This window comes from Achromobacter sp. ACRQX (genome assembly GCF_022346505.1).
Classification (GTDB): Bacteria; Pseudomonadota; Gammaproteobacteria; order Burkholderiales; family Burkholderiaceae_B; genus Achromobacter; species Achromobacter animicus.
The window spans coordinates 71,899-96,581 of the sequence record NZ_JAKRML010000015.1 but is presented as its reverse complement, the minus strand read 5'-3'; the positions used below and the strand labels follow the sequence as shown (position 1 = coordinate 96,581).

26 protein-coding genes and 1 tRNA gene are annotated in these 24,683 nt (G+C 66.4%); 10 read left to right on the top strand and 17 right to left on the bottom strand.

Going from position 1 to position 24,683, the window contains the following annotated elements:
• Positions 1–2: 2 nt before the first annotated feature.
• Entirely contained in the window at positions 3–989 is a 987-nt protein-coding gene (locus tag MHZ91_RS15450; protein ID WP_175124182.1) for a tripartite tricarboxylate transporter substrate binding protein, read from the top strand.
• 34 nt (positions 990–1,023) lie between these two features.
• Positions 1,024–1,341, top strand: coding sequence for an NIPSNAP family protein (locus MHZ91_RS15445; RefSeq protein ID WP_056316357.1), 318 nt, complete (start codon positions 1,024–1,026; stop codon positions 1,339–1,341).
• A 108-nt stretch (positions 1,342–1,449) separates the two neighbouring features.
• Here MHZ91_RS15445 and speG read toward each other — a convergent pair whose 3' ends face one another.
• Positions 1,450–2,034: a spermidine N1-acetyltransferase gene (gene speG, locus MHZ91_RS15440; protein WP_239214456.1), complete on the bottom strand. Its 585-nt coding sequence runs from the start codon at positions 2,032–2,034 to the stop codon at positions 1,450–1,452.
• Positions 2,035–2,219: 185 nt separating this feature from the next.
• On the opposite strand from speG, the gene MHZ91_RS15435 reads away from it, so the two are divergent.
• A complete protein-coding gene (locus MHZ91_RS15435; RefSeq protein WP_175124180.1) occupies positions 2,220–3,011 on the top strand; it encodes an IclR family transcriptional regulator in 792 nt (263 codons plus the stop codon).
• A gap of 25 nt (positions 3,012–3,036) precedes the next feature.
• Here MHZ91_RS15435 and MHZ91_RS15430 read toward each other — a convergent pair whose 3' ends face one another.
• The 12 genes from MHZ91_RS15430 to MHZ91_RS15375 form a co-directional block, all read right to left on the bottom strand.
• Entirely contained in the window at positions 3,037–4,608 is a 1,572-nt protein-coding gene (locus MHZ91_RS15430; protein ID WP_175124179.1) for an ABC transporter substrate-binding protein, read from the bottom strand.
• A 144-nt stretch (positions 4,609–4,752) separates the two neighbouring features.
• A complete protein-coding gene (locus MHZ91_RS15425) occupies positions 4,753–5,955 on the bottom strand; it encodes an alanine--glyoxylate aminotransferase family protein (protein ID WP_239214454.1) in 1,203 nt (400 codons plus the stop codon).
• Positions 5,952–6,692, bottom strand: a complete 741-nt coding sequence (locus MHZ91_RS15420; RefSeq protein WP_175124178.1) for a class II aldolase/adducin family protein — start codon at positions 6,690–6,692, stop codon at positions 5,952–5,954. The genes MHZ91_RS15425 and MHZ91_RS15420 overlap by 4 nt, the downstream gene beginning before the upstream one ends.
• An 18-nt stretch (positions 6,693–6,710) precedes the next feature.
• On the bottom strand, positions 6,711–7,430 hold the full coding sequence (locus MHZ91_RS15415) for an FMN-binding negative transcriptional regulator (RefSeq protein ID WP_239214452.1): 720 nt from the start codon (positions 7,428–7,430) through the stop codon (positions 6,711–6,713).
• Positions 7,431–7,438: 8 nt separating this feature from the next.
• Positions 7,439–8,419, bottom strand: a complete 981-nt coding sequence (locus tag MHZ91_RS15410; protein WP_239214450.1) for an alpha/beta hydrolase fold domain-containing protein — start codon at positions 8,417–8,419, stop codon at positions 7,439–7,441.
• 48 nt (positions 8,420–8,467) lie between these two features.
• Positions 8,468–9,394 carry a glyoxylate/hydroxypyruvate reductase A gene (locus MHZ91_RS15405; RefSeq protein WP_239214447.1) on the bottom strand — a complete coding sequence of 309 codons (927 nt, stop codon included), beginning with the start codon at positions 9,392–9,394 and terminating at the stop codon, positions 8,468–8,470.
• Positions 9,395–9,405: 11 nt separating this feature from the next.
• Complete coding sequence (locus tag MHZ91_RS15400) at positions 9,406–11,058, bottom strand: ABC transporter ATP-binding protein (protein WP_239214445.1); 1,653 nt, start codon at positions 11,056–11,058, stop codon at positions 9,406–9,408.
• A gap of 5 nt (positions 11,059–11,063) precedes the next feature.
• The gene (locus tag MHZ91_RS15395; protein WP_239214442.1) at positions 11,064–11,927 is read right to left on the bottom strand and encodes an ABC transporter permease; all 864 of its coding nucleotides are present in this window, start codon (positions 11,925–11,927) and stop codon (positions 11,064–11,066) included.
• Positions 11,928–11,935: 8 nt separating this feature from the next.
• Positions 11,936–12,877, bottom strand: a complete 942-nt coding sequence (locus MHZ91_RS15390; RefSeq protein WP_056569989.1) for an ABC transporter permease — start codon at positions 12,875–12,877, stop codon at positions 11,936–11,938.
• An 18-nt stretch (positions 12,878–12,895) separates the two neighbouring features.
• Positions 12,896–14,479, bottom strand: coding sequence for an ABC transporter substrate-binding protein (locus MHZ91_RS15385; protein ID WP_175124171.1), 1,584 nt, complete (start codon positions 14,477–14,479; stop codon positions 12,896–12,898).
• Positions 14,480–14,538: 59 nt separating this feature from the next.
• Positions 14,539–15,972 carry an amidase gene (locus MHZ91_RS15380; RefSeq protein WP_239214439.1) on the bottom strand — a complete coding sequence of 478 codons (1,434 nt, stop codon included), beginning with the start codon at positions 15,970–15,972 and terminating at the stop codon, positions 14,539–14,541.
• A 165-nt stretch (positions 15,973–16,137) separates the two neighbouring features.
• A complete protein-coding gene (locus MHZ91_RS15375; protein ID WP_239214438.1) occupies positions 16,138–16,308 on the bottom strand; it encodes a hypothetical protein in 171 nt (56 codons plus the stop codon).
• On the opposite strand from MHZ91_RS15375, the gene MHZ91_RS15370 reads away from it, so the two are divergent.
• On the top strand, positions 16,279–17,775 hold the full coding sequence (locus MHZ91_RS15370) for a M81 family metallopeptidase (protein ID WP_239214437.1): 1,497 nt from the start codon (positions 16,279–16,281) through the stop codon (positions 17,773–17,775). The two genes, MHZ91_RS15375 and MHZ91_RS15370, sit on opposite strands and share 30 nt — an antisense overlap.
• 72 nt (positions 17,776–17,847) lie before the next feature.
• On the opposite strand, the gene MHZ91_RS15365 is transcribed toward MHZ91_RS15370, so the two are convergent.
• Together MHZ91_RS15365 and MHZ91_RS15360 are read right to left on the bottom strand one after the other, a co-directional pair.
• Positions 17,848–18,552 (bottom strand): riboflavin synthase, encoded by a 705-nt coding sequence (locus MHZ91_RS15365; protein WP_056569982.1) that lies wholly within the window; start codon positions 18,550–18,552, stop codon positions 17,848–17,850.
• 139 nt (positions 18,553–18,691) lie between these two features.
• Complete coding sequence (locus tag MHZ91_RS15360; RefSeq protein ID WP_200952151.1) at positions 18,692–20,128, bottom strand: aldehyde dehydrogenase family protein; 1,437 nt, start codon at positions 20,126–20,128, stop codon at positions 18,692–18,694.
• Positions 20,129–20,419: 291 nt separating this feature from the next.
• Here MHZ91_RS15360 and MHZ91_RS15355 point away from each other — a divergent pair, with 291 nt between their 5' ends.
• The 6 genes from MHZ91_RS15355 to MHZ91_RS15330 all read left to right on the top strand — a co-directional run bounded on the left by MHZ91_RS15355 (position 20,420) and on the right by MHZ91_RS15330 (position 24,041).
• Positions 20,420–21,223 carry a FadR/GntR family transcriptional regulator gene (locus MHZ91_RS15355; protein ID WP_175185135.1) on the top strand — a complete coding sequence of 268 codons (804 nt, stop codon included), beginning with the start codon at positions 20,420–20,422 and terminating at the stop codon, positions 21,221–21,223.
• Between the two features lie 17 nt (positions 21,224–21,240).
• Positions 21,241–22,023 (top strand): 3-oxoacyl-ACP reductase, encoded by a 783-nt coding sequence (locus tag MHZ91_RS15350; RefSeq protein WP_175138908.1) that lies wholly within the window; start codon positions 21,241–21,243, stop codon positions 22,021–22,023.
• Positions 22,024–22,110: 87 nt separating this feature from the next.
• The gene (locus MHZ91_RS15345; protein WP_063952506.1) at positions 22,111–22,332 is read left to right on the top strand and encodes a hypothetical protein; all 222 of its coding nucleotides are present in this window, start codon (positions 22,111–22,113) and stop codon (positions 22,330–22,332) included.
• A 291-nt stretch (positions 22,333–22,623) separates the two neighbouring features.
• Entirely contained in the window at positions 22,624–23,406 is a 783-nt protein-coding gene (gene xth, locus MHZ91_RS15340) for an exodeoxyribonuclease III (RefSeq protein ID WP_239214436.1), read from the top strand.
• Between the two features lie 73 nt (positions 23,407–23,479).
• Positions 23,480–23,608 (top strand) — tRNA-Ala (locus tag MHZ91_RS15335).
• Between the two features lie 199 nt (positions 23,609–23,807).
• Positions 23,808–24,041, top strand: a complete 234-nt coding sequence (locus tag MHZ91_RS15330; RefSeq protein WP_239214435.1) for a hypothetical protein — start codon at positions 23,808–23,810, stop codon at positions 24,039–24,041.
• Positions 24,042–24,088: 47 nt separating this feature from the next.
• Here the strand turns inward: MHZ91_RS15330 and MHZ91_RS15325 are convergent, their stop codons facing one another.
• The gene (locus MHZ91_RS15325; protein ID WP_239214434.1) at positions 24,089–24,445 is read right to left on the bottom strand and encodes a hypothetical protein; all 357 of its coding nucleotides are present in this window, start codon (positions 24,443–24,445) and stop codon (positions 24,089–24,091) included.
• Positions 24,442–24,663, bottom strand: coding sequence for a hypothetical protein (locus tag MHZ91_RS15320; RefSeq protein WP_239214433.1), 222 nt, complete (start codon positions 24,661–24,663; stop codon positions 24,442–24,444). The genes MHZ91_RS15325 and MHZ91_RS15320 overlap by 4 nt, the downstream gene beginning before the upstream one ends.
• Positions 24,664–24,683 lie beyond the last annotated feature (20 nt).

Here is a 24,683-nt window from a genome sequence, read left to right as displayed (position 1 = left end):
ACATGACCACAACCCTGACCCCGCGCCGCCTGGCGGCCGCCTTCCTGATGACCGCCGCCTCGCTGGGCGCGGCCGCAACGGCTGCCGCGGCTGATTTCCCCGAGCGCCCCCTGCGCATCATCGTGCCGTTCGCCGCAGGCGGCGCCACCGACGTCATCGCCCGCACCGTGGCGCAGTCCATGTCCACCCGGCTGGGCCAGCCCGTCGTGGTGGAAAACAAGGCCGGCGCCAACGGCAACATCGGCGCCGTCATGGCGGCCCGTTCCGAGGCCGACGGCTACACGCTGCTGATGGCCACGTCCAGCCACGCCATTAACGCCTCGCTCTATCACAAGCTGGACTACAACCTGACGCGCGACTTCGCCGGCCTGTCGAACCTGGCCTCGGTGCCGCTGGTGCTGGTGGTGAACCCGTCCGTGCCGGCCAAGACGCCGCAAGAACTGGCCGACTACGCCAAGGCCAACGGCAACCGCGTGAACTACGCGTCCGGCGGCACCGGCACGGCCTCGCACCTGGCGGGCGCGCAATTCAATTCGCTGGCCGGCGCGCAGATGACGCACGTGCCGTACAAGGGCGGCGCGCAGGCGCTCAACGACCTCATGGGCGGACAGGTCCAGATCATGTTCGCCAACCTGCCCGAGGTGCTGTCGCAGGTGCAGGCAGGCCGCCTCACCCCCATCGCCGTTACCGGCACGCAGCGCCACGCCGCCCTGCCCAACGTGCCCGCGTTTTCCGAGACAGCCTACACGGCCATGAACGCGCGTTCGTGGTTTGGCCTGTTCGTACCGGCCGCCACGCCCGCGCCCGTGGTGGAAAAACTGTCCAAGGCCATCACGGACGGCATCGCCGACCCGGCGGTGCAGGACAAGCTCAAGGGCCTGGGCGCCGACCCGGTGGGCGATGGTCACACCGCCTTCCAGAAATACGTCAACACGGAAGTGGAACGCTGGAGCGTGCTGGTCAAGCAGTCCGGCGCCACCGCCGACTGACACCCGTTTTTGCAACCGCCATCAAGGATTCATCATGCTTTACGACGTACGTACCTACACCTGCCGCGCCGGCACCATCAAGAAGCACCTGGCGCTGTATGCCGAACACGGCTACGAGGTGCAGAGCCGCCATCTGGGCAAGCCGCTCGCCTACATGCAGACCGAGACGGGCAACGTCAACACCTACATGCACATCTGGGTCTATGACAGCGCCGCCGACCGCGAAGCCAAGCGCCAGGCGCTGCAGAAGGATCCGGCCTGGGCGACCTATCTGACCAAAAGCGCCGAGGCCGGCTACCTGATCAGCCAGGAAAACCGCCTGATGACGCCGACGGCATTCTTCAAGCCCTGATGTAAAACGCCGCCTCGCGCATGAAGCGCGGGGCGGCGCGATGGTTCAGGTTTCGTTCGGCGAAGGCCGCGGCGCATGATGCCGCGGCCTTCGCCTTTGCAGGCGGCGTCAGCCCGCCTGGTCTTCCTGCGGCCAGTCCCGCAGCACGGGCGCATCCGGCGCGCCCGGTCCCACGTCGCGCAGATGGTCTTGCTGCAACAGCGCCATCCGATAGGCATCGCGGTACGCGCCGTTGGAAAAGAACTCTTCCTTGAGCAGGCCTTCGATCTGGAAGCCGCAGCGCTCGTACACGTGGACGGCAGCGGTATTGTCCTTGTCCACCACCAGATACACCTTGTGCAGGTTCAGCACGCGGAACGCGTAGCCCACCGCAATGCGCGTGGCGGCCTTGGCGTAGCCGCGGCCCTGGTAGCTGGGCGCGATGATGATCTGGAATTCGGCGCGGCGGTGGATGTAGTCGATCTCGACCAGTTCGACCAGCCCGGCCGGCTGCCCGGTGTCGTGCTCGATGATGAAACGCCGCTCGTTCTGGTCATGCAGGTGGCGGTCGTACAGAGCCACGAGTTCGTCATAGGCCTCGTAGGGCTCTTCGAACCAGTAGCGCATGATGACGTCGTTATTGTTGATCTTGTGCACAAAGTGCAGGTCGCCGCGTTCGAGCGGGCGTAGTTTGATATCGGATGCGACCGACATAGATACCTCGAAATGACCGCTGGGGTGCGGCCATTCTATGTCAAGGCCACGGGTCCTGCTCTCAGGAAACCGTTGCATGGTTGCGAGCACACAAGTATCTCTAGGAAATACCTAAGAATCTTTATAAAATCCCTGATTCCCCCGCCCGCCGCGGACGCCCACCGCCCACTCTTACAGCGAATCCCATGAGCCGTCCCGACCCTCTCTTCGTTCAATCCCTGGCCAAAGGCTTCGAGCTGCTGGAAGCCTTTGCCCAACGCCCGTCCACCATGAGCATGAACGAACTCATGGAAATCACGGGATTCGACCGCAGCACCACGCAGCGCATGACGCACACGCTGGTCACGTTGGGGTATCTGGAACGCGGCGCCGGTGGCAAGGGCTATACGCCGGGCAAGAAGATCCTGCAGCGCAGCTTTGACTACATGCGCAGCGTGCCGCTGCTGGAACGCGCCACCCCGCTCATCGCCGAGATGCAGCGCGAAACCAATGAGCGCGTAGAACTGAGCCTGTTCGACGACCTGTACATCATTTTTGCGCTGCGCCGCCAGACCAAGCGTCAGACTTTCAGCAGCACGCTGGCGGGCCGCGCCCTGCCGATGGTGCAGACGGCCGGGGGCCGGGCCATCATGTCCCACCTGCCCGAAGAGGAAGTCGAGGACATCCTGGCGCGGTCCAAGGACATGCCGCTTGCCACGATTCCAAGCACGCCAAAGACCGACAACGATCCGGACCGCATCCGGGGCCTGGTCCAGCAGGCGCGCCAGGACGGCTATGCGACGGCCATCGAGGAGAGCATGCTGGGCGAGCTGAACCTGGCCGCCGCCATCCTGGATCATCGCCACCGGCCGGTGGCGGCCATCCAGATCGCGGGGCTGGTGTCCGAATGGGCCTCGCCGGCGGAATTTGCGCGGCGTTATTCGCCGCTGCTGCTGACCGCGGCGCGGGGGCTGAGCGGCAAGGTCGGCCTGTCCTGACCGCCCTGCCCGCCGCCCCAACCCGTTACTTGCCCCGCCAGAACAACGGCAACGGCGCGGCCACCATGCCGTCGAACTTCTTGTCGTAGGCCTTGAACTCCGAATAGCCGCCCAGCGGCACGAACATCACCTGTTCATAGGCGCGCTGCTGGATCTCGGCGGCGACACGCTTTTGCGCATCCAATCCCGTCACCGACTCGAACTCGGCGCGCAGGCGCTGGATGGTGTCGTCCCGGGTCCAGCCCGGATAACCGCCCTCGCCCCGCCCATCCAGATTGGCGTTCACGATGGGGTTGAGCAGGTCCATGCTGGTCAGGCTGGAATGGAAGATGCTCCAGCCGCCGTCGGCCAGCGGCGCGTCCTTGCTGCGCCGCGACAGCAGCGTGGCCCAGTCCATCGACTGCACTTCCACGTTCATGCCGATGCTGCGCAGGGCCTGCGCGGTGACGGGCGCCAGCGCGGACAGGCTGCGCACGTCGGTGGGATGCAGGACGACGATCTTCTCGCCGGCATAGCCGCTGTCCTTCAGCAACGCCCGCGCCTGCGCCAGATTAGCGGGTTTGGTCTGCGTGGCGCCGGCTTCGGTCTGGTAGGCCGAGATGCAGCTCAACATGGCGCCGCACAGCTTGTAATAGGCGGGATCCCCCAGCGACGCATCCAGGTAGTCGGCCTGGTACAGCGCGGCCAGCACGGCGCGGCGCACCTTCACGTTGTCCAGCGGCGGCTGCTTCCAGTTCATGCGCAGCGTGTAGGTTTCCGATGCGTCGCCATAGCTTTGCACCGTCAGGGTCTTCACGCCATCCAGTTGCGGCAGCAGGTCGGGCGCCACGTTCTCGACGAAGTCGATCTCGCCCTGGCGCAGCGCGTTCACCGCGGTCTGCGCGTCCGGCACGTTGACGACGTCGATCCGGTCGAACATGGCGACCTTGCCCCCGGCAAAGCGGCTGGCGGGCTCCTTGCGCGGCACGTAGTCCGCGTTTTTCACATACGCGGCCTTCACGCCCGCCTGGAACTCGGCCTGCACGAACTTGTAGGGTCCCGAGCCCACGGTTTCCTTGATGGCCTCGGACGGCGGCGTGGCCGCGATGCGCCGCGGCATGATGAACGGCACCGGCGAACCCGGTTTGGCCAACGCGTCCAGCAGCAGTCCGTACGGCTTGGTGAGCACTATACGGAAGGTGTCGGCGGACGGGCTGTCCATGCTCTGGGTGACGGCGGACAGGCGCGAACCGATGGGATCGCGCTGCGCCCAGCGCTTGAGCGACGCCACCACGTCTTCGCCGGTGACCGGCGCACCGTCGTGGAACTTCAGGCCTGGCCGCAACGTGAACACGTAGGTCAGCTGGTCGGGCGATACCGTCCACGATTCCACCATCTGCGGCTGCGGGCGCGAGGCCGCGTCCAGCGAAAACAGCGTGTCGTACACCATGTACCCGTGATTGCGCGTGATGTACGCATTGGTCAGGACGGGGTCCAGCACACGCAACGGCGCGTGCATGACCACCTTGGCATTGACCGGCTCGGCCTGGGCCGGGCAAAGGGGAACCGCCACCGCGAGGACGGCCAGGGCGGCCGCCGCAAAACCACGTTGTCTCATCGTCTTATCCCAATTCAAGGTGAAGAAGAAATGGCGGCCGCGTCCGGGCCGCGTCTGAAAGCCGTTCCAGGGTTTCGTATCAGTCTTGCGTTTCAGTCTGGTGTTTCAGTCGTGCGATTCCGTCCTGCGTTTCAGTCTTGCGATTCACTCCTGCAGCGCCTTCACGGCCTCCTGCAGCGCCCCGTCGCCCACGGGAATCCCGCACGCCCGCAGCGCGGCATCTACCCCGCCCAGCGCGCCCAGGATCATCGCGGGATGCACGTCGCCCAGGTGGCCGATGCGGAACATCCGTCCCGCAAGCGGCCCCAGCCCGCCCGCCACCGCAACGTGGAAGCGTTCGCGCGCAACGGTTCGCATCGCCTCGACGTCCACGCCGTCGGCGACCGAAATGGTCGTGACCGACACCGCGCGCGCCGCGGGGTCTTCAACAAACAGCTTCAACGCGCCGCCTTGCGACCACGCATTCACCGCCGCATGCACCGCATTCGCCACGCGCCGATGCCGGGCAAACACGGCCTCCTCGCCTTCGACCGCAATCAGATCCAGCGCGGCCCGCATGCCTGCCAGCAAACTTTGCGGCGGCGTGCCGCAAAACTTGCGGTAGAGCAGATCGCTCTTGCGCTTGGCCCAGTCCCAATAGGCGCGCGGAGTGGGATTGGCCTGCGCGGCCTGCATCGCGCGCGCGTCCACTGCGGTGAAGGACAGCCCCGGCGGCCCCATCAGCGCCTTCTGCGACGCGCCGATCGCCACGTTGACGCCCCAATCGTCCATGCGGAACGGCGTGGCGCCCAAGGATGCGATCACATCGGCCACCAGCAGCGCCGGATGGCCGCTGGCGTCCATGGCCCGGCGCACCGCCGCAATGTCGCTGGTCACGCCGCTGGCCGTGTCGGTGTGCACGGCAAAGACGGCGGCAATGCGGTGCGCCGTGTCGGCGCGCAGCGCCGCCTCGATCGCGGCCGGATCCAACGCCTGTCCCGGACGGGTCGGCGTGCGCAGGGCCGTGGCGCCCATTGCCTCGGCATGCACGGCCCACGCTTCCGCGAAATGGCCGCTCCCCGCCACCAGCACCTGCGCGCCGGGCGCGACCAGATTGGCAATGGTGGCTTCCCACGCGCCGTGGCCGTTGGCGGCATACATCAGGACGTCCGCGTGCCGGGTGCCCAGCAGGCGGGCAAGGCCCGCCTCGCAATCCGCGATCAGATCGGCCAGCCGCGGATCGGACAGATCCATGCATTGGCGGCCCATGGCCTCGCGCACTGCATCGGGCACATGCGTCGGGCCTGGTGTATGCAGGAATTGCGGACCGGCCAATGCGGCGCGGGGTGTCGTCAGGCTGTCTTTCATTCGATTGTCTCCAGGTCCGGCTCCAGCAGGCGCCGCGCGGCGGTCCATACCCGCTGCGTGTAGATCGGGGCGGTGGGCCGTTCAAACTGGCTCGCGGTGCGTTCGCACACCGCCTCCGACGGGAATACCAGCGGCGCGCCGGCCGATTGGGCCTTGACCTGTGCCTGGCAGGCGCGCTCCAGGTAATAGATGTTGACGAAGGCCTCCGCCACCGACGATCCAGCCGCGAGCAGGCCGTGGTTGCGCAGGATCATGGCTTTATGCCGGCCAAGGCTGGCGACCAGGCTCTCGCGCTCTTCCAGGTCCAGCGCGATGCCCTGGTAATCGTGATAGCCCAACCGGTTGTAGAAACGCAGCGCATGCTGCGTGATCGGCAACAGGCCATCGCGCTGGCACGCCACGGCGATGCCGTCGGCGGTATGCGTATGCACCACGCACGCCAGATCGTGGCGCGCGGCATGCACCGCCGAATGAATGGTGAAGCCGGCCGCGTTGACCAGCTGGCTGTCGGCGTCGCCGGGATCGACCGGATTGCCGTCCAGGTCGATCTTCACCAGGTCCTGCGGGCGCATTTCGTGAAACAGCACGCCGTAGCGGTTGATGAGGAAATGGTGCTTGGTGCCCGGCACCCGCGCGCTGATGTGGGTGTCGATCAGATCGGTCATGCGAAAGTGCGCGACCAGACGGTACAGGGCCGCCAGTTCGTCGCGCACGCGGGCTTCGGTAGGTTCATGCATGATGAGGCTCCGGTTTCTTCAGGCGTTGTTCGGCGCGTGACCGGCGACGTGGGTCGCCACATCAGCCGGCAAATCCGATGCGAGATCCGCCGCAAGATCCGCCGCAAGACCAGCCGCAAGATCGGGCTGCGCGCGAATCAACCGGGCTATCGCCACGCTCCCCGCGTCGCCGCGCCGTTCCAGCTGGCGGATCACGCCCACGCGGTCGGCCACCGACTTGTCCTGGTTCAGCTTCATCTTTCCTTCCAGCCCGGCAATCGGAATCTCCAGCGCCGCGATCGCCTTCAGGCGCGGCGCCGTCAGGGTCTCGGGCATGTCCGGAAAGCGCCATTCGCCGCCGAGCGGCGTGTCGTAGCGCGCCACCGTCTCCGACAGCACCGCGCGGATGGCCTCGGGCGCTTCGATCAAGCGCGGCGTGCCGCGCGCATGGACGGCGGTGTAGTTCCACGTCGGGAAGGTCTGCTGATTCACGTACCAGCTGGGCGAAATGAACGCGTGCGGGCCCTGGAACAACACCAGCGCCTGCGCGCCGTCCTGCAGGTCGCGCCACTGCGGATTCGCGCGCGCCAGATGGGTGACCAGCGTTCCGCGCCCGCCATCGTCGCGCAGCAGGAAAGGCAGGTGCGTGGCGTTCGCGCCCGCCGCGCCCACGGTCACCAGGGTGGCGAAACTGTGCGCGCGCATGAACGCGTGCAGGACGCCGATATCGGCTTCGGCATAGGCCGGCGGGGTATACATGTCGCCCCCTAGGCCTTGGCGTGCAGCCAGCGCGCCGTGTCGTCGAAGGCTTCGCCCGCGACCGCGGCAATAGAGACGGCCTCCAGGAAGCTGTGCGCGGTGCCGGGATACACCTTCGACGCGACGTCCACGCCGGCGTCGCGCAGCTTGCGCTCCAGTTCGATGCTGTCGTCATGCAGCGGATCGCACTCGGTCACCACCAGCCAAGCCGGCGGCAGGCCTTTCAGGTCGGCGCGCAGGATGTCCACGCGCGGATCGAAGAAGTCCTTGCCGTGGCGGATGTGCATGCCGCGGAACCAGATCATCATGTGCAGCGACAGGCCGTATTCGCCGGCGCCGTAGCGCACGACCGAATTGCGGAACAGGTTGCTGCCGAAGCCGCCGTAGTTCAGCACCAGCCCCTTGATCAGCGGGACGCCTTCATCGCGCAGCGTCAGCGCCGAGCCCATGGACAGGTTGGCGCCGGCCGAATCGCCGCCCACGAAGATCTGGCCGGCATCGATGTCCAGCTCGCCCGCCGACGCGGCAACCCAGCGCAGCACGTCCACGCATTCTTCCAGCGGCTGCGGGAACTTGGCTTCGGGCGCGCGGGTGTAGTCCACCCCCACCACCACGACCCCGGCGCGTTCGGCGTATTCGCGCATCACGCGGTCATGCGTGTCGATGCTGAACAGCACGAAGCCGCCGCCGTGGATGTACATGAACGCGCCCGGCAGCCGGCGCTGCGCGGGGTAATAGACCCGCACGCGCACGGGCCCGTGACGCGTGGCCACCTGATGTTCCACCGTGCGCGCCATCTGCGGGCCACCCTGGGCCCACGGCAGGCGCACCTTCTCGGCATTGGCGCGGCCCTGTTCGATGGACAGGGTGTCGCGGCGCGGATACTGCGACGCGTCCGCCGCCATGCGCCGCAGGAATTCGGCGATCTGCGGGTCCAGAGGCGCAGGCGTGCCGGTCGGAATGGTGAACGCGGGATCTTCGAAATGCATGGAATGTCTCGTCTTGGGTTGGCAATCGGAAAACGGGGTATCGCGGCGTCAATAGCCGCGCGTCAGGTCGACTGTGTGGGCCAGGGACTCGCCCTGCCCCAGCCGGCGGATGTTGGCCACGACCTGCTCGGCCACGGTGCCCGGCGACGGCATGGTCGCCATGTGCGGGGTGACGATCACGCCGGGCGTGGACCACAGCGGATCAGCGGGATCCAGCGGTTCCTGCGCGAACACGTCAAGCACGGCCCCGCGCAGTTGCCCGCGCGCCAGGGCGTCGATCAAGTCGGCCGCAATCAGGTGTTCGCCCCGGCCGCAATTGACCACCGCCGCGCCTTGCGGCAAGGCATCGAACGTGCGGCGGTTCAGGATGCCGCGCGTGGCGTCGGTCAGCGGCACCAGGCACACCAGCACATCGGTGTTGGCCAGGAATTCGTCGAAGGCGGCTTCGCCGGCGTAGACGCGCACGCCGTCGATATCGCGCGGCGTGCGCGACCAGCCGTTGACCGGATAGCCCATTCCGGGCAGCACGGCGGCAATGGCGCCGCCCAGTTCGCCCAGGCCCATCAGGCCGATCCGGCACTGCGACGCCGGCGTCTGCGGCGGCCGGCTCCAGCGAGCGGCACGCTGGTTGGACAGCGCCAGGTCCAGCTTGCGATGAAACGTCAGCACGCACCACAGCACATACTGCAGCATCCCTTGGGCCAACTGCGGATCCACTACTCGGCAGACCGGCAGCCCGCGCGTGCGCTGGCCGTCCAGCAGGTTGTCCACGCCGGCGGCGATGCTGTGGATCAGTTTCAGGTTGGGCATGTCGTCGTACACACCCACGGGCGGGTTCCAGCAGACCGCCACGTCGGCATGCAGGCTGCGCGGGTCCGGCCAGACGGCGACGTCCAGCTCGGGCGCCAGTCCCTGCAACAAAGGCTGAAAGTAGGAAAGATTGGCCGATCGGCTCAATAAGGCAACGCGTGTCATCGGGGTTTCCTTCAAGCGCCGGCCAATGCCAGTCCGGCCGGGGGCCGGCTGCCCAACCCGTCCTTGCCGGGAATGGCGGCCAGCAGTTCCTGGGTGTAGCTGCTGCCGGGCCGCGTGAAGATCTGCTCGGCGGGGCCGATCTCCATGACGCGGCCTCGCTGCATGACGGCGATGCGATGGCACAGCCGGGCGGCCACGCGCAGGTCGTGGGTGATGAAGATCATGCTCAGGTTCAGTTGCGCGCGGATCCGCTCCAGCAGATCCAGAATCTGCGCCTGCACGGACACGTCCAGCGCCGACACCGCCTCGTCCGCGATCAGGATCTCCGGCTCCATCATCAGCGCCCGCGCGATCGAAATCCGCTGGCGCTGTCCGCCGGAAAACTCATGCGGATAGCGCTTTAGCGCGCTGGCATCGATGCTGACCAGCGCCAGCATGTCGCGCATCCGCGCCTGCACGCGGGCCGGGTCTTCGCCGTAGTTCAGCGGCCCTTCGGACAGCGTGGCCTCGATGGTCAGGCGCGGGTTGAAGGACCGATAAGGGTCCTGGAACACCATCTGGATCCGCTTGCACCATTGGCGCCACGCTGCGCGCGACAGGTTCGACACGTCCTCGCCATTCATTACGATGCGGCCCGACGTGGGACGCGCGAAGTGCGCCAGGCACCGGCCCAGCGTCGTCTTGCCCGAGCCGGACTCGCCGACGATGCCCAGCGTTTCGCCGCGCGCCAGCGACAGCGACACGCCGTCCAGCGCATTGACCTCGCGCCGCTTGGACCGGAACAGGCTGGACGTCACGAAGCGCATGCCCAGGTTTTCGACCGAAATGACCGGGTCGCCCTCGGCCAGCGGCGCACCGGCGCCAAACTTGCCCTTGGGCACCGCGTCGATCAGCTTGCGGGTATAGGGATGCTGCGGATTCGCCAGCACGTCGGCGGCAGCGCCGGCCTCCACGATGCGGCCGTGCTGCATCACGATCACGCGGTCCGCGATCTCGGCCACCACGTCGAAGTCGTGCGTGATGAACAGGATGCCGGTGTCGTGGCGCTCGCGCAGGCCGTGCAGCAGCCGCAGCACCTGCGCCTGCGACGTCACGTCCAGCGCGGTGGTCGGCTCGTCGGCGATGATCAGCGCCGGCTCCATCGCCAGCGCCATCGCGATCATCACCCGCTGGCGCTGCCCGCCCGACAACTGGTGCGGAAAGGCGTGGCGCAGGGTTTCGGGAGAAGGCAGCCGCATGTCGGTCAGCAGCGCCAGCACGCGCTGGTCGACCTCGCGGCGCGACAGCGACGGGCCGTGGAACTGGAAGATCTCGGCGATCTGATCGCCTACCTGCATCAGCGGGTTCAGGGCCGTCATGGGCTCCTGAAAGATCATGGCCATCCGGTCGCCGCGCAGCGCGCGCAGCTCGGCCAACGAGGCGTGCGTAATGTCGCGGCCGGACAGCAGGATCTGCCCGCTTTCCAGCTTGAGCACGTTCTTGGGCAAGAGGCCCATCACGGCGCTGGCCGTGACGGACTTGCCCGAGCCGGATTCACCGACGATGCACACGATTTCGCGCGGGCTGACGGTGAGCGCGATGCCCTCGGCGGCGTAACGCCGGTCGCCGGCGCCGGGCAGGCTGACCTTCAGGTCGCGGATTTCCAGAATGGGAGGTGAGGACATCGGCTTCAACCCTTGCGTTGGTGCGCCATGCGCGGGTCCAGGCGATCACGCAGCGCGTCGCCGAACAGGTTCACGGACAGGATCAGCAGCGCCAGGAAGACGCCCGGAAACAGGACGATCCACGGCGCGCGCTGGAAGAACGGGCGGCCCTCGGAAATGATGCTGCCCAGGCTGGGGATCTCGGGCGGAAAGCCCAGGCCCAGGAAGCCCAGCACGGCTTCGATCAGAATGGCCGAGGCGCAGATGAACGTGGCCTGCACCACCAGCGGGTTGATCGTGCTGGGCAGGACATGGCGCCACAGCACGCGCCAGGTCGCCGTGCCCATGCCCAGCGACGCTTCGACGTAAGGTTCTTCGCGCACCGACAGCACCACGCTGCGCACCAGCCGCGCCACACGCGGAATCTCGGGGATGGCGATGGCCGTCACCATCGTGGGAATGGTCGCGCCGCCCAGCGCCACCATGGCGATGGCCAGCAGCAGGCCGGGAATAGCCATGATGCCGTCGATGATGCGCATCACCACCGCGTCCAGCCGGCGGAAATAGCCTGCCAAAAGGCCCAGCAGCAGCCCGGCGCACACCGAGATCACGCTGACCAGCGCCGCCAGCGTGATCGACAGCCGCCCACCGTACAGCACGCGCGAAAACAGGTCGCGGCCCAGCGAATCGGTGCCCAGCCAGTATTCGGCGCTGACCGGCTTGAGCCGCATGCGGGGCGCCAGCGCGGCGGGGTCATGCCAGGTGATCAGCGGCGCCAGCATGGCCAGCCCCACCAGCGCCACCAGTAGCGCCAACCCGGTGAACATCATGGGATCGCGCGTCAGCGCGGGCCAGAAGGAACGGGGACGATCCAGAGCAGTTGTGTTCATGTCCGGCCTCAGTAGCGGATGCGCGGATCGAGCACGACATACAGCAGGTCGATCGCCAGGTTGATGAAGACATACACGAACGAGAAGAACAGGATCGTGCCCTGCACCACCGGATAGTCGCGCGCCAGCACGGCGTCGACGATCAGGCGTCCCACGCCCGGGATGTTGAAGATGGTCTCGGTGACGACCACCCCGCTGATCAGCGTGGTGAGCGCCAGCCCGATGACGGTGACGATGGGCACCGCGGCGTTGCGCAGGGCGTGGCGGTACAGCACGTAGCGTTCGGGAACGCCCTTGGCGCGTGCCGTGCGCACGAAATCTTCGCCCAGCACTTCCAGCATGCTGCCCCGCGTGATGCGGGTGATCAGCGCCACGAACACCGTTGCCAGCGTGATGGTGGGCAACGCCATGTGATAAAGGAACGTCCCGAACCCCGACGCCAGCCCCGCGTAGCCCTGCACCGGAAACCAGTTCAGCTTCACCGAGAACGCAAGAATCAGCAGATAGCCCACCACGAACGCCGGCACCGAAAATGCCAGGACCGTGACCGCCAGCGTCACCCGGTCGAACAGCCCCTTGTGCCACCACGCCGAAAACACGCCCAGCGGAATCGCGGCAAAGATGGTGAGCAGAATCGCGCAGATCGCCAGCGCCATCGTCGGCCCCAGCCGCTGGCCGATAAGCGTGGTCACCGGATCCTTCGAAATGATCGAGGAGCCCAGATCACCCTGGAGCAGCGCGCCCATCGCCAGGGCGTATTGCGTGGGCAGCGGGCGGTCCAGGCCCATGTCGGCGCGGACCTGCGCCACCGCCTCCTCGCTGGCCATGTCGCCGGCGATGACGCGGGCGGGGTCGCCCGGCGCCAGCCGCAGCAGCAGGAACACCACGGTGGCCACCACCAGCATCACGGGGATGGCGGCCAGCACGCGCTTGAAGATCAGATTGAGCATGATGGAGATCCCTTCCCGCTACTTGGGCGAGGTCCAGAAAAGCGGAATCGGCGCATCGACCATGTCCGCGAACTTGGCGTTGTAGCCCTTGAACTTGGAGTACCCGCCCAGCGGCACGTACATCACCTGCTCATAGTTGCGGCGCTGGATGGCCTGGGCCAGTTCGCGGCGTTCGTCCTCGGTGCGCGCGGCGGCGAAGCGGCTGCGCAGCTCGTCCATGACGGCGTCGTGCGTCCAGCCGGGATAGGTGGAATCCGCGCGCCCGTCCAGGTTGGGATTGCCCACCGCCGAGATCAGATCCAGGCTGGACATGTTGGACTGGAAGATGCTCCAGCCGCCGTGATCCACGCCCTCTTTCTTGCTGCGGCGGCTGAGCAGCGTGGCCCAGTCCATCGACTGGATCTCGACGTTCATGCCGATGCTGCGCAGCGCCTGCGCCGTGACGGGCGCGATGTTGGCGAAGATGGGCAGGTCGGTCGGATGCAGCACCACGACCTTTTCGCCGGCGTAACCGCTTTCCTTCAGCAGCTTGCGGGCGTTTGCCAGATCCGGCGGGTTGATCTGCGTGGCGCCTTCTTCGGACGCGTAGGGCGACACGCAGGTCAGCACCGCCCCGCACACCTGGTAGACGTCCGGATCGCCGATCTGCGCGTCCAGGTAGTCCGCTTCATACAGGGCGGCCAGCGCCGCGCGGCGCACCTTCACGTTGTTGAAAGGCGCCTGCAGCCAGTTCATCCGCAAGGTGAACATGTTGGAGTTCTTGCCGTAGGACTTGAGCGCGATGCCCTTGGCGTCCTTCAACTGCGGCATCAGGTCGGGCGGAACGTCCTCCAGGAAGTCGATCTCGCCGTTGCGCAGCGCGTTCACCGCGGTCTGGCTGTCGGGAATGTTCAAGAGTTCCAGCCGGTCCACCGTGACGACCTTGCCGCCCGCGAACGCACTGGCCGGCTCTTTGCGCGGCACGTAGCCGTCGAACTTTATATAGGTGGCTTTCACGCCGGCCTGGAAATCGGCCTGCACGAATTTGTAAGGGCCGGACCCGATCGTCTCGCTGATCGCCTGCGAGGCCGGCGCGGATGCGATGCGCTTGGGCATGATGAACGGCACCGGCGAGCTTTCCTTGGCCAGCGATTCCAGCACCAGTCCGTAGGGCGCCTTGAGCTTGAGCGTGAAGGTGTCGGCCCCCGTCGCGGCGAGTTCGGCGGTGGCGTTCTTCAGGCGGTTGCCGATCGTCGCGTCGCCCGCCTGCCAGCGCTGCAGGGACGCGACCACGTCTTCAGCCGTGACCGGCGCGCCGTCATGGAACACCAGTCCGGGGCGCAATTTGAAGACATAGTTCATGCCGTCTTCGGACACCGTCCACGACTCCACCATCTGCGGCTGCGGACGGCCTGACGCGTCCATCGAGAACAACGTGTCGTAGACCAGATAGCCGTGGTTGCGGGTGACGTAGGCCGACGTCAGGATCGGGTCCAGCACGCGCAGCGGCGCGTGCATCACGAACTTGGCGGTGGTCTCGGCCTGGCTGGCGGCGGGCACGGCGGCCAGCGGCGCGGCTGCGGCCAGGATCAGTGCTGCGGAAAACAGAAAGGATCGCTTCATTACTTCCCCTTTATGGTTTGGTCCGGCGCCGGCGGCGTGCCGGCGGGCCTTGATGCGGATCAGGGCAGCAGGATCTGCCGCCCCGTCCAGGGCGCGGCGCGTTCCAGCTCGGCCGCCAGGCGCAGGATCTGGTCCTCGCGTCCGAAGTGCCCGAAGAGCTGGCTGGCCACCGGCACCCCTGATTCCGTCCAGTCCAGCGGCAGGCTGGCCGCTGGCTGGCCCGAGGCGTTGATCACCGCCAGGAAGGTCGCATAGCGCGACACCTTTTCGCGGAACGCCCAGAACTCGCCTTCCAGCGCCAGGTCGCCCAGCTTGGCGGGCAGTTGCGCCAGCGTGGGCGTCAGCACCAGATCGACGTCCGTCATGGCCGACTCGATGGCGCGGCCGATCGCATGGAAGCGGTTGATCGAATCCACGTATTGCGTGGCGGTCAGTTCGCGGCCCACCGACAGGCCGTCGCGGATGACCGGCTCCAGGTCGTCATCGCGCAGCTCGCGGCCACGGATTGCCAGGCGCGCCTGCACGGCCAGCACGATGTTCGTGGCCAGCACGGTGCCGTGGGCGCGGACGAATCCCGAATAGTCCAGGTCCGGCAACGGCGCGTCGACGACCTCGTGTCCCAGTTCCCGGCACAGGCGGGCCGTGCGTTCGACGGCGGCCAGGCATTCCGGCGCGATGGGGATTCCATTCCAGGCCTGGCGCCACACGGCGATGCGCAGGGGCTCGCGGCGTTGCTCGCGCACCGAATCCAGATACGAGCCCGGCGCGGGCGGCGCGGCGTAGGGCGAACCCGGCGCATAGCCGCTGATCCCGTCCATCGCCGCCGCGGTATCGCGCACGCTGCGCGTCAGCACGCCTTCGCAGGCCATGCCGCCCCACCCTTCGCCGCGAGCCGGCCCCATCGGCACGCGGCCCCGGCTGGGCTTTAAGCCAAACACGCCGCAGCAGGCAGCCGGGATGCGGATCGACCCGCCGCCATCGCTGCCGTGTGCCACCGGCACGATGCCTGCCGCCACTGCAACCGCGGCGCCGCCGCTCGAACCGCCGACCGACCGGTCCAGCGCCCGCGGGTTCAGCGTGGCGCCGCCGTTGCGGCGCGCCTCGGTGGACGGTCCCATGCACAGCTCCGATACCGTGGTCCGTGCGAATGGGATCAGTCCCGACGCTTCGAAGCGCTGGGCCAACGTCGCGTCGAACGCGTATTCCGTGTCGTCAAACAGTGCCGAACCCAGGCTGGACGGAAAGCGCACGCTCGGCAGACCCGAATCCTTGAGCAGAAAGGGAATGCCGCGGAACAGGCCGCGCTCGGTCCAGCCGCCGGCCAATTTACGGCCCGTTTCAGGCTGCACGTAGGTCAGCGCGTTCAATGGCGCGCCGCGTTCTTCGGCCAACTGCAACGCGCATTCCATCAGCTCGGCCGGCGTCACCTGTCCGCGCGCCAGCAGCCCCGCCAACGCCAATCCGTCCTGCCCTTCGTACTCGTCTGTCCGCATGACTTCCCTGCAACCTTGATGCGCCTGGGTGGCCGGCGCGATAGCCCGCATCCGATTCGATGCCCTGCTTTTGCCGCCTACTTTTCAGGTATTGTTTAGCAATACCGATGTAGTTCATAAAAATATTCTAAGCGAGCAACTTCGGGGCACGCAACGCGCGATGCATCAGGGATTTCCCGCGATGGCGGGCTTGTCGAGGCGTTGGCGCGTTGTGCCGCGGACATCGGTATTGCCGATCGCGGCGCCGCCCCCAATAATTTCCGCACGCTCGAATTCCCCTCCTCTCATCGGCAAGGAAAAACGCTCATGCACATCCTGGTTGCTGGCTTCCAGCACGAGACCAACACCTTCGCGCCCTCCAAGGCGGGCTACGACAACTTCGTGCGCGGCGAAGGCTTTCCCGCGATGGTGCGAGGCGCGGACATGCTGGCGCTGCGCGAGGTCAACATCCCGGCCGGCGGCTTCATCAATGCTATGGCCGCCGACGGCCACACCGTGCAGACCGTGATCTGGGCAGGCGCCAGCCCGTCGGCCCATGTGACGCAGGACGCCTACGAGCGCATCGCCGGCGAGATTCTGGACGCGGTGCGGGCGGGCGGCTTTGACGCCGTCTACCTGGACCTGCACGGCGCCATGGTCACGGAACATCTGGACGATGGCGAAGGCGAACTGCTTGCCCGCGTGCGCGAGATCGTGGGATCGGACGTGCCGGTGGTCGCCAGCCTGGATCTGCACGCGAATGTCACCGCGCAGATGCTGCAAAGCGCCGACGGCCTGGTAGCGTTTCGCACGTATCCGCACGTGGACATGGCCGACACCGGCGTGCTGGCCGCGCGGCTGCTCATGGCGCGCATGCAGGCCGGCGGCAAATGGACCCGCAGCGAACGCCGCCTGCCCTTCCTGATTCCCATCAACGGCATGTGCACGATGCTCGAACCCTCGCAGGGCGTGTATGCGCTGCTGGGTGAACTAGAACAGACGCCCGGCGTGGCCTCCATCTCCTTCGCGCCGGGCTTTCCCGCCGCGGATTTCCCGGAGTGCGGGCCGGTGGTGTGGGCCTACGGCACGGACGCCGCCGCGGTCGAGCAGGTCACGGAATCGCTGTATGCGCGCGTATTGGCGCTGGAACCCGAGTGGTCGCCGAACTTTCTGGAACCGGCCGAGGCGGTGCGCCGCGCGCAGGCCCTGGCCGCGGAAGCGACGCGGCCCATCGTCATTGCGGACACGCAGGACAACCCCGGCGCGGGCGGTGACGCCAACACCACCGGCATGCTGCGCGCGCTGGTGGAAGCGGACGCGCAGAACGCGGCGCTGGGCTTGCTGTACGACCCCGACGTGGTGCGTCAGGCAACAGCGGCAGGCGTCGGCGCGACCGTCGCGCTCAAGCTGGGCGGTCAGTCCGGCGTCACGGGCGACGCGGCCTTTGAAGGCGAATTCGTGGTCGAGGCGCTATCGGACGGCAAGCTGCGCTTTGACGGCCCGATGATGAACGGCATGGACGTCGACCTGGGCGGGACGGCCACGCTGCGGATCGGCGGCGTGCGGGTAGTGGTCAGCGCCGGCAAGGCGCAGATGCTGGACCGCAACCTGTTCCGCGTCGGCGGCGTGCAGCCCGAGGAAATGGGGATATTGGTGGTGAAAAGCTCGGTGCATTTCCGGGCCGACTTCCAGCCCATCGCGCACGAGGTACTGGTGGCCAAGGCGCCCGGCCCGATGCAGGCCGATCCCGCGGATCTGCCATGGACGCGTCTGGCGCCCGGGATGCGGGTGCGGCCGCAGGGGCGGCCGTTCGCGGCGGCGTGAAAACGGCATGGCCGGCGCAAAGGCGCCGGCCATGTCGACGAAGGCGGCCATCGTGGCCCCTATCAATCGGTACTACTTCAGCTTGCCCTGCGGGCTGACGAAGTCTTCCAGCGTCAGTCCCTTTTCCTTCAGGATCGCCTCCAGCAGCGGTTGCAGCTTGCCCAGGCTTTCCTGAACGGTCTCGCGCACAGTGTCGACGATGACCTGCGTGCTGCGCTCGATCTCGATGTTGACCGCGTCGCCCACCTGCTTGTCCTCGAAGACCGTCATGCGGCGCGTCTCAGGAATCAGCCAGACCTCGAACCAGCCTTCGGCGCGGTTCACTTCCGACACGGTCAGGCTGGCGCCGTTGATGGCGATGTAGCCCTTGGCGAACACATATTTGCGGAAGGCCTCGGGAATGCTGAAGCGCATCAGGCGATTGGTGTCCGACGACTTCACCATCAGCACCTGCGACGTGAAGTCCACGTGGCCCGACAACGGATGGCCGCCGATCTCGGCGCCGTCCTTGGCCGCGCGCTCTACATTCGCGCTGTCGCCCTCGCCATAACTGCCCAGCGTGGTGATCGCCAGGCTTTGCAGCATGACGTCGAACGTAGCCTGATTCTCGGACAGGATTTCCGTGACGGTCAGGCAGACGCCGTCCGTCGACACGCTGGCGCCGATGGCCAGGTCAGTGCAGAAACCAGGGGGAAAATCCAGCGTGAAGGTGCGCAGGCCTTCGCGATCCGCGATCTTTGCGATCTTCGCGGTGCCTTGAACAATACCGGTGAACATACGGATCCTGAAAGCGGGGCGGCAGGCCCCGGAAGCAAAACATCAACGTTAACCGATATTTTGTCCGGGTCCTTGCTGGGGGCCGCTGCCCGGGCCATTGCCCGGGTCCTTGCGCGAACGCGGCGCCCCCGCGCCGGGATCAGTGGCGGATCGCGATGGTCTTCAGGCTGGTGAAGCCGTACAGCGCCTCAAAGCCCTTCTCGCGGCCGTAGCCCGACTGGCGCGAACCGCCGAACGGCAGTTCCACGCCACCGCCCGCGCCGTAGTTGTTGACGAACACCTGGCCGGCGCGCAGCTTGCGGGCCAAGCGCATCTGGCGGCCGCCGTCGCGCGTCCACACGCCCGCCACCAGGCCATACAACGTGCCATTGGCGATTTCCAGCGCTTCTTCCTCGGTGTCGAACACCATGGCGGCCAGTACCGGGCCGAAGACTTCTTCCTGCGCCAAGCGGCTGTCGGGCGGCACGTCGCGGAACAGCACGGGCGGCTGATAGAAGCCGGCCTCGGGCGTGCCGTCCTTCAGCTTGCCGCGCGCGGCGACCTTCATGCCTTGCGCCTCGGCTTCGGCCAGGAAGCCGCGCACGCGGTCCTGCTGGCGCGCGTTGATCAGCGGACCGACATCCAGGTCCGCCGCCGCCGGTCCGGTCACCGTGGCGGAAAACGCGTCCGACAGGCGCTTGAGCACGGTTTCGTACACGCCGCGCTGGATCAGCACGCGGCTGCCGGCCGAGCACGTCTGGCCGGCGTTCTGGATGATGGCGCCCAGCAGCACCGGCATCGCGGCGTCCAGGTCAGCGTCGTCGAACACGATCTGCGGCGACTTGCCGCCCAGTTCCAGCGTGACGGGCACGTGGTTCTCGGCAGCGGCGTGCGCGACCATCTTGCCGGTCTGCGGCGAGCCCGTGAACGAGATGTGGTCGATGCCCGGATGCGCGGACAGCGCAGCGCCGGCCTCATGGCCGTAGCCCGTGACGATGTTCAGCGCGCCGGCGGGCAGGCCGACTTCGGCGGCGATCTCGGCCAGCTTCAAGAGCGACAGGCAGGCATCTTCAGCGGGCTTGACCACGCACGCGTTGCCCGCCGCCAGCGCCGCGCCGACGCTGCGGCCGAAGATCTGCAGGGGGTAGTTCCACGGCACGATGTGGCCGGTGACGCCATGCGGCTCGCGCACCGTCAGCACGGTGAAGCCCGGGGTGTAGGGAATGGTCTCGCCGTGCAGCTTGTCGACCGCGCCGGCATAGAACTCGAAATAGCGCGCCACGGCGGCGGCATCGGCGCGCGCCTGCTTGATGGGCTTGCCCGTGTCGGCCGATTCCAGCTGCGCCAGTTCCTCCTGGCGGTCCAGCAGCGCAAAGGCAATCTTCATCAGCAGGCGGCTGCGGACGGCGGGCGCCATCTGGCCCCACTCGCCTTCGAACGCCTGGCGCGCGGCCTGCACGGCGCGGTCCACGTCGGCCTCGTTCGAGCGGGCCAGTTCCTCGAAAGGCTTGCCATCGGACGGGTTCAGGACGGGAATGGTTTCACCGGTGGCCGCGGCCACCCATTGGTTGGCGATAAAGTTCTTCTGAGTCACGATGTGCGGAGTAAAGTAGCGGCCGAACGGCCGGTTGGGGGAAGCTGCATGTCTCGGAGCGCTTGCCAGCAGCTGGGCCGGCCGCGCCGCCTGCGCGTCGTGCGCGCGGGCGTTGTGGTTTGAATGGCAAGGTACGGGAGGCCTCCGCAACTTGTCAATTGAAATGACAGCTTTAATCCCAACCTTCAGGATATTTTTCTGGATGATCGGGTTATCCCTAATATTTCAGGGGCTTAGCGGCCCGCCGGTTAGTCATGCCGCATGACAACCTGTCCCTACTTGAAGGAGCGCCCGATGAGCAACGTACGTGACCCGCAGCTTGAATCGCTGCTGGCCGCGGCTACCCGCCCCCGTCCCGAACTGGACGTGCTGGCCGAGGTGGCGTCAGGCCTGGGCTATGTCCGCGCCGAGCGCTTTGCCGAGCGCGTCTACGAAAGCCTGTTCTACGCGATCGCCACCGGCAAGATTGCCCCCGGCAACAAGCTGCCGACCGAACTGGAACTGGCCGCGCTCTTTGAAGTGTCGCGGCCCGTCGTGCGCCAGGCGCTGGACCGGCTGCGTGAAGACCAGCTCGTGGACTCGATCCGCGGATCGGGCTCCTACGTGAAGTCCAAACCGGACCTGATGGGCGGCATGCCCGCCGTGGACCCCGCGCGCCGCGTGGGCCACATCCTGGAAGGCCTGGAACTGCGCATGGTGATCGAGCCCGAATGCGCGCACCTGGCCGCACTGCGCCGCACACCCGAAGACCTGCAGGAAATGGACCGCATGCTGACCGGCTACGAAGAGGCCGACGCGTCCGGCGCCATCGCGCACCATCACGACTATGGCTTTCACCGCGCCATTGCCACGGCCACGGGCAACCAGCGCTTCGTGCAGGTGCTCAAGTCCCTGGAATACGACGTGAGCCACGCCGTGAACGTCATGCGCCATCTGGTCCACAGCGAACCCTGGAAGCGCACGCGCGCCGCCATCGACGAACACCGCCACATCTATAAACTGATCCGCGATCAGGATGCCGAGGGCGCGCGCAACGTCATGCGCGCCCATATCGAAAAAGCCCGCAGCCGCATGCTCAACAGCGGCTCGGAACATTGAGCAGGAAGTCGTACCCCATGTCATCGCAACGCCCGCAACTGAACCTGAACCAGCAACTCGTCATCGTCACCGGCGCCAGCCGCGGCCTAGGCGCCGCCATCGCGCAGGCCTTCCTGCGTGAAGGCGCCAAGGTCGTCATCAACTACCTGAACAGCGCAGAGCGCGCCGAGGCTCTGGCGGCTTCCGCCCCGGACCGCGCCCTGGCCGTGCAGGCCGACGTGCGCGACCCCGCCGCCGTCGCCGCCCTGGTCGCCCGCGCCAGCCAGCACTTTGGCCAGCCGGTCAGCACGATCGTCAACAACGCCCTGCCCGCCTTCCAGTTCAACGGCGACGCCCGTCCCCACGCCGACACGCTGGACTGGGCGCAGATGAACGCCCAGATCGAAGGCAGCGTGCGCGCGGCGCTCAACACCACGCAGGCCGCCCTGCCCGGCATGCGCGCCGCCGGCGGCGGCCGCATCATCAACGTCGGCACCAATCTGGTCCAGAACCCCGTCGTGCCGTACCACGACTACACCGCCGCCAAGGCCGCGCTGCTTGCCTTTACCCGCACCCTGTCCCACGAACTGGGCGCGGACGGCATCACCGTCAACATGGTGTCCGGCGGCCTGCTGCGCACCACCGACGCCTCGGCCGCCACCCCCGACGCCGTCTTCGACATGATCGCCGCCGGCACCCCGCTGCGCGAAGTCACCACGCCGGAGCAATTCGCCGACGCGGTTCTGTTCTTCGCCAGCCCCTGGTCGCGCGCCGTGACCGGGCAGAACCTGATCGTGGACGGCGGTTTGGTAAAGGGTTGATTGCCGCATCCGGGAAGCCCCCCGGATGACGCTAATGCGTCGTGTGTTACGGTGGACCGGCAAATCCACCGCAACCCAGGAGGCAAGATGAAGACACAGATCAGTTATCGAAAGCTCGACGGCAGCGACGGCGTGGCGCTGGTCAATGGCGGGATATCCGACAGCCAGCAAGCAAAGCAGGAACTGGCGAATTGGCTGGACTTGCCGGCGGCGGACGCGGCGGGCGGAAATCCGGACGATGTCGACGGCCGGCTGCGGCGCGGGGGAATCGAGCCGGGATCGGTTGAGTTCAATCACATCAGCGAATAGCAAAAGCCAGAACCCCGATTCGCAGGAATCGGGGTTTTTGTTTGTGCGTGTCTGACACCTTGCGGCGGCGGTGGAGCTTCGCTGGCCGGTGTCTGACACCCAACATGCGCAGGCCGGGCAAAAAAGCGCGTCATGGCGGCGCGGTATCATTCCGCATCTGCAGGGGCGGCCTCGGCCCCCCCCCGAATTGCTCTCGTTTCAACGACGCCATCGAAGCCAGATTTGAAGCCATCGGCCCGTCACGCCGACGCGATGCCCCGAGAGCCGCGTAAACAAACATCTGAACAAAACATGAAACTCGCAACTTGGAACGTCAACTCCCTGAACGTGCGCCTGCAACAGGTCCTCGACTGGCTCGCCGCCAATCCCGTCGACGTGCTGTGCATCCAGGAACTCAAGCTCACCGACGACAAGTTCCCCGAGGCGGCATTCAAGGAAGCCGGCTACCACGCTGTGTGGGCCGGCCAGAAAACCTATAACGGCGTCGCCATCATTTCCCGCGTGCCCGGCACGACGATGGTGCGCAACATCCCCGGCTACGAAGACCCGCAGCAGCGCGTCCTGGCCCTGACCTTCCCCAGCCCCGAAGGCGAAGTGCGCGTCGTCTGCGCCTACTGCCCCAACGGCCAGTCGGTCGGGTCCGACAAGTACGCGTACAAGCTGGAATGGTTTGAAGCCATGCGCAAATGGCTGGCTGAAGAGATCAAGCAATTCCCCCGCCTGGCCGTGCTGGGCGACTACAACGTCGCGCCCGCCGACGAAGACGTGCACAACCCCGAAAAGTGGGAAGGCCAGGTCCTTGTGTCCGAACCTGAACGCCAGGCCTTGCGCTCGCTGATCGACGTGGGCCTGACCGACTCGTTCCGCCTGTTCGAGCAGCCGGAAAAGTCGTTTACGTGGTGGGATTACCGCCAATTCGCGTTCCGCCGCAACGCCGGCCTGCGCATCGACCACGTGCTGCTGTCTGCCCCTTTAGTCAAGCGTTGCACCGCCTGCGTGATCGACAAGGAACCCCGCCGCAACGAGCAACCGTCGGACCACGCGCCGGTCATCGCCACGCTCGCATTTGTCTGAAAAATATCGGCGCCGGCGCGTGTTGCGCAGCCGGGGGGAATTCCTGTATATTTCTGGTCTTGCTTGATTTGGGGCGGTAGCTCAGCTGGGAGAGCGTCGCGTTCGCAATGCGAAATTGGCATCAAATCCAGGCTTTTTCCTGAGTGTTTTCAAGCACATCAAGTCCCAGCTAACAACTGCAATTCCCGAGTTCTCCCACGCTGCGTGGACCAAGATTGGACCAAAATTCTTTGGTCCTTTTTTGTGCCCGCGTCATCCAATTTCTTCCTCAATCTTCCCTAATTTATTAGCGCGGACTGATAACCCCATACTCAATCTTGCATATGGTTGGCACCGCCCGCGGGCGCTAGTCTCGGAGCAAACAATAAGACAATCAACGCAGCGAAGTGTGGAGATCGAAAATGGACAAACCTGTCGTCAGCGCAGCGCAGTTCAAAGTCGCCAGCGCCAAAGTGCAAGAAGCCCTTGACCAAGCTGGTGTGCCTCGTGGCAGCGTAGTAGTGAACTGGAAAGTTGCTGAAGGGTCTGACGCGGCGTCTTTCGGCGTTCCCGCGCCAGATAGCAGCGGGGACACGAAGAAGCCGCAATGGCGCTGCGAGTGGGTGCCGCCTTCCGGGATTCGGTGCGAGTTTTAATGAAAACCCCGGCTCGTGGCCGGGGTTGTTTCTTTCTCAACACAAGGTTAGCGCTTCGCTCCCCGCAGTCGCGGGAGACGCGATTGGGTGCGGTGCCACTCGTCGTGCCGCAACCGGGAAAGCGACGAGTTCCGCATCCTGCTCGTCACCCGCCAGTGCGTGCGCGGGGCGATCAGCTCGCGATACTCGTCCACAGTCAGGTCGATGAGCTTGCCGTCGACGGTGAGCACGTGGTGGAGGATGACGAGCGGTCCGACGCCGCGCACAAGGGCGAGGCCCTGCTCTTTCCACAATTCCGGCGCCGTTCGCAAGGAATGCGCAATTTCCAGAACCATCGGGCGCGGGTCCGGGGTGCGCTCAGGCTTGAAGATCAGCCTGCCCAGAAAGCTCAGGAGCTTTTTCATGCCGCGGCCTCCTGGGTCTCCGTGCCCTCCTTCTGCCCCTGCTGGGTCGCCATGTGCGCGGTGATCGTCGTCACCAGCGCGAGGGTGCGCAACAGCGGAACGACGGCGCCGTTGGCGTCCACCAGATCCATGTGCCCCATCCCGAAGTCGATCACCTTCCAGGGGAACGGGCTGCCGGCGCGCACTTCGACGATCGTCTTCTCGTTTTCGCGTTTCATGTCGTGTTGTGTGATACCGA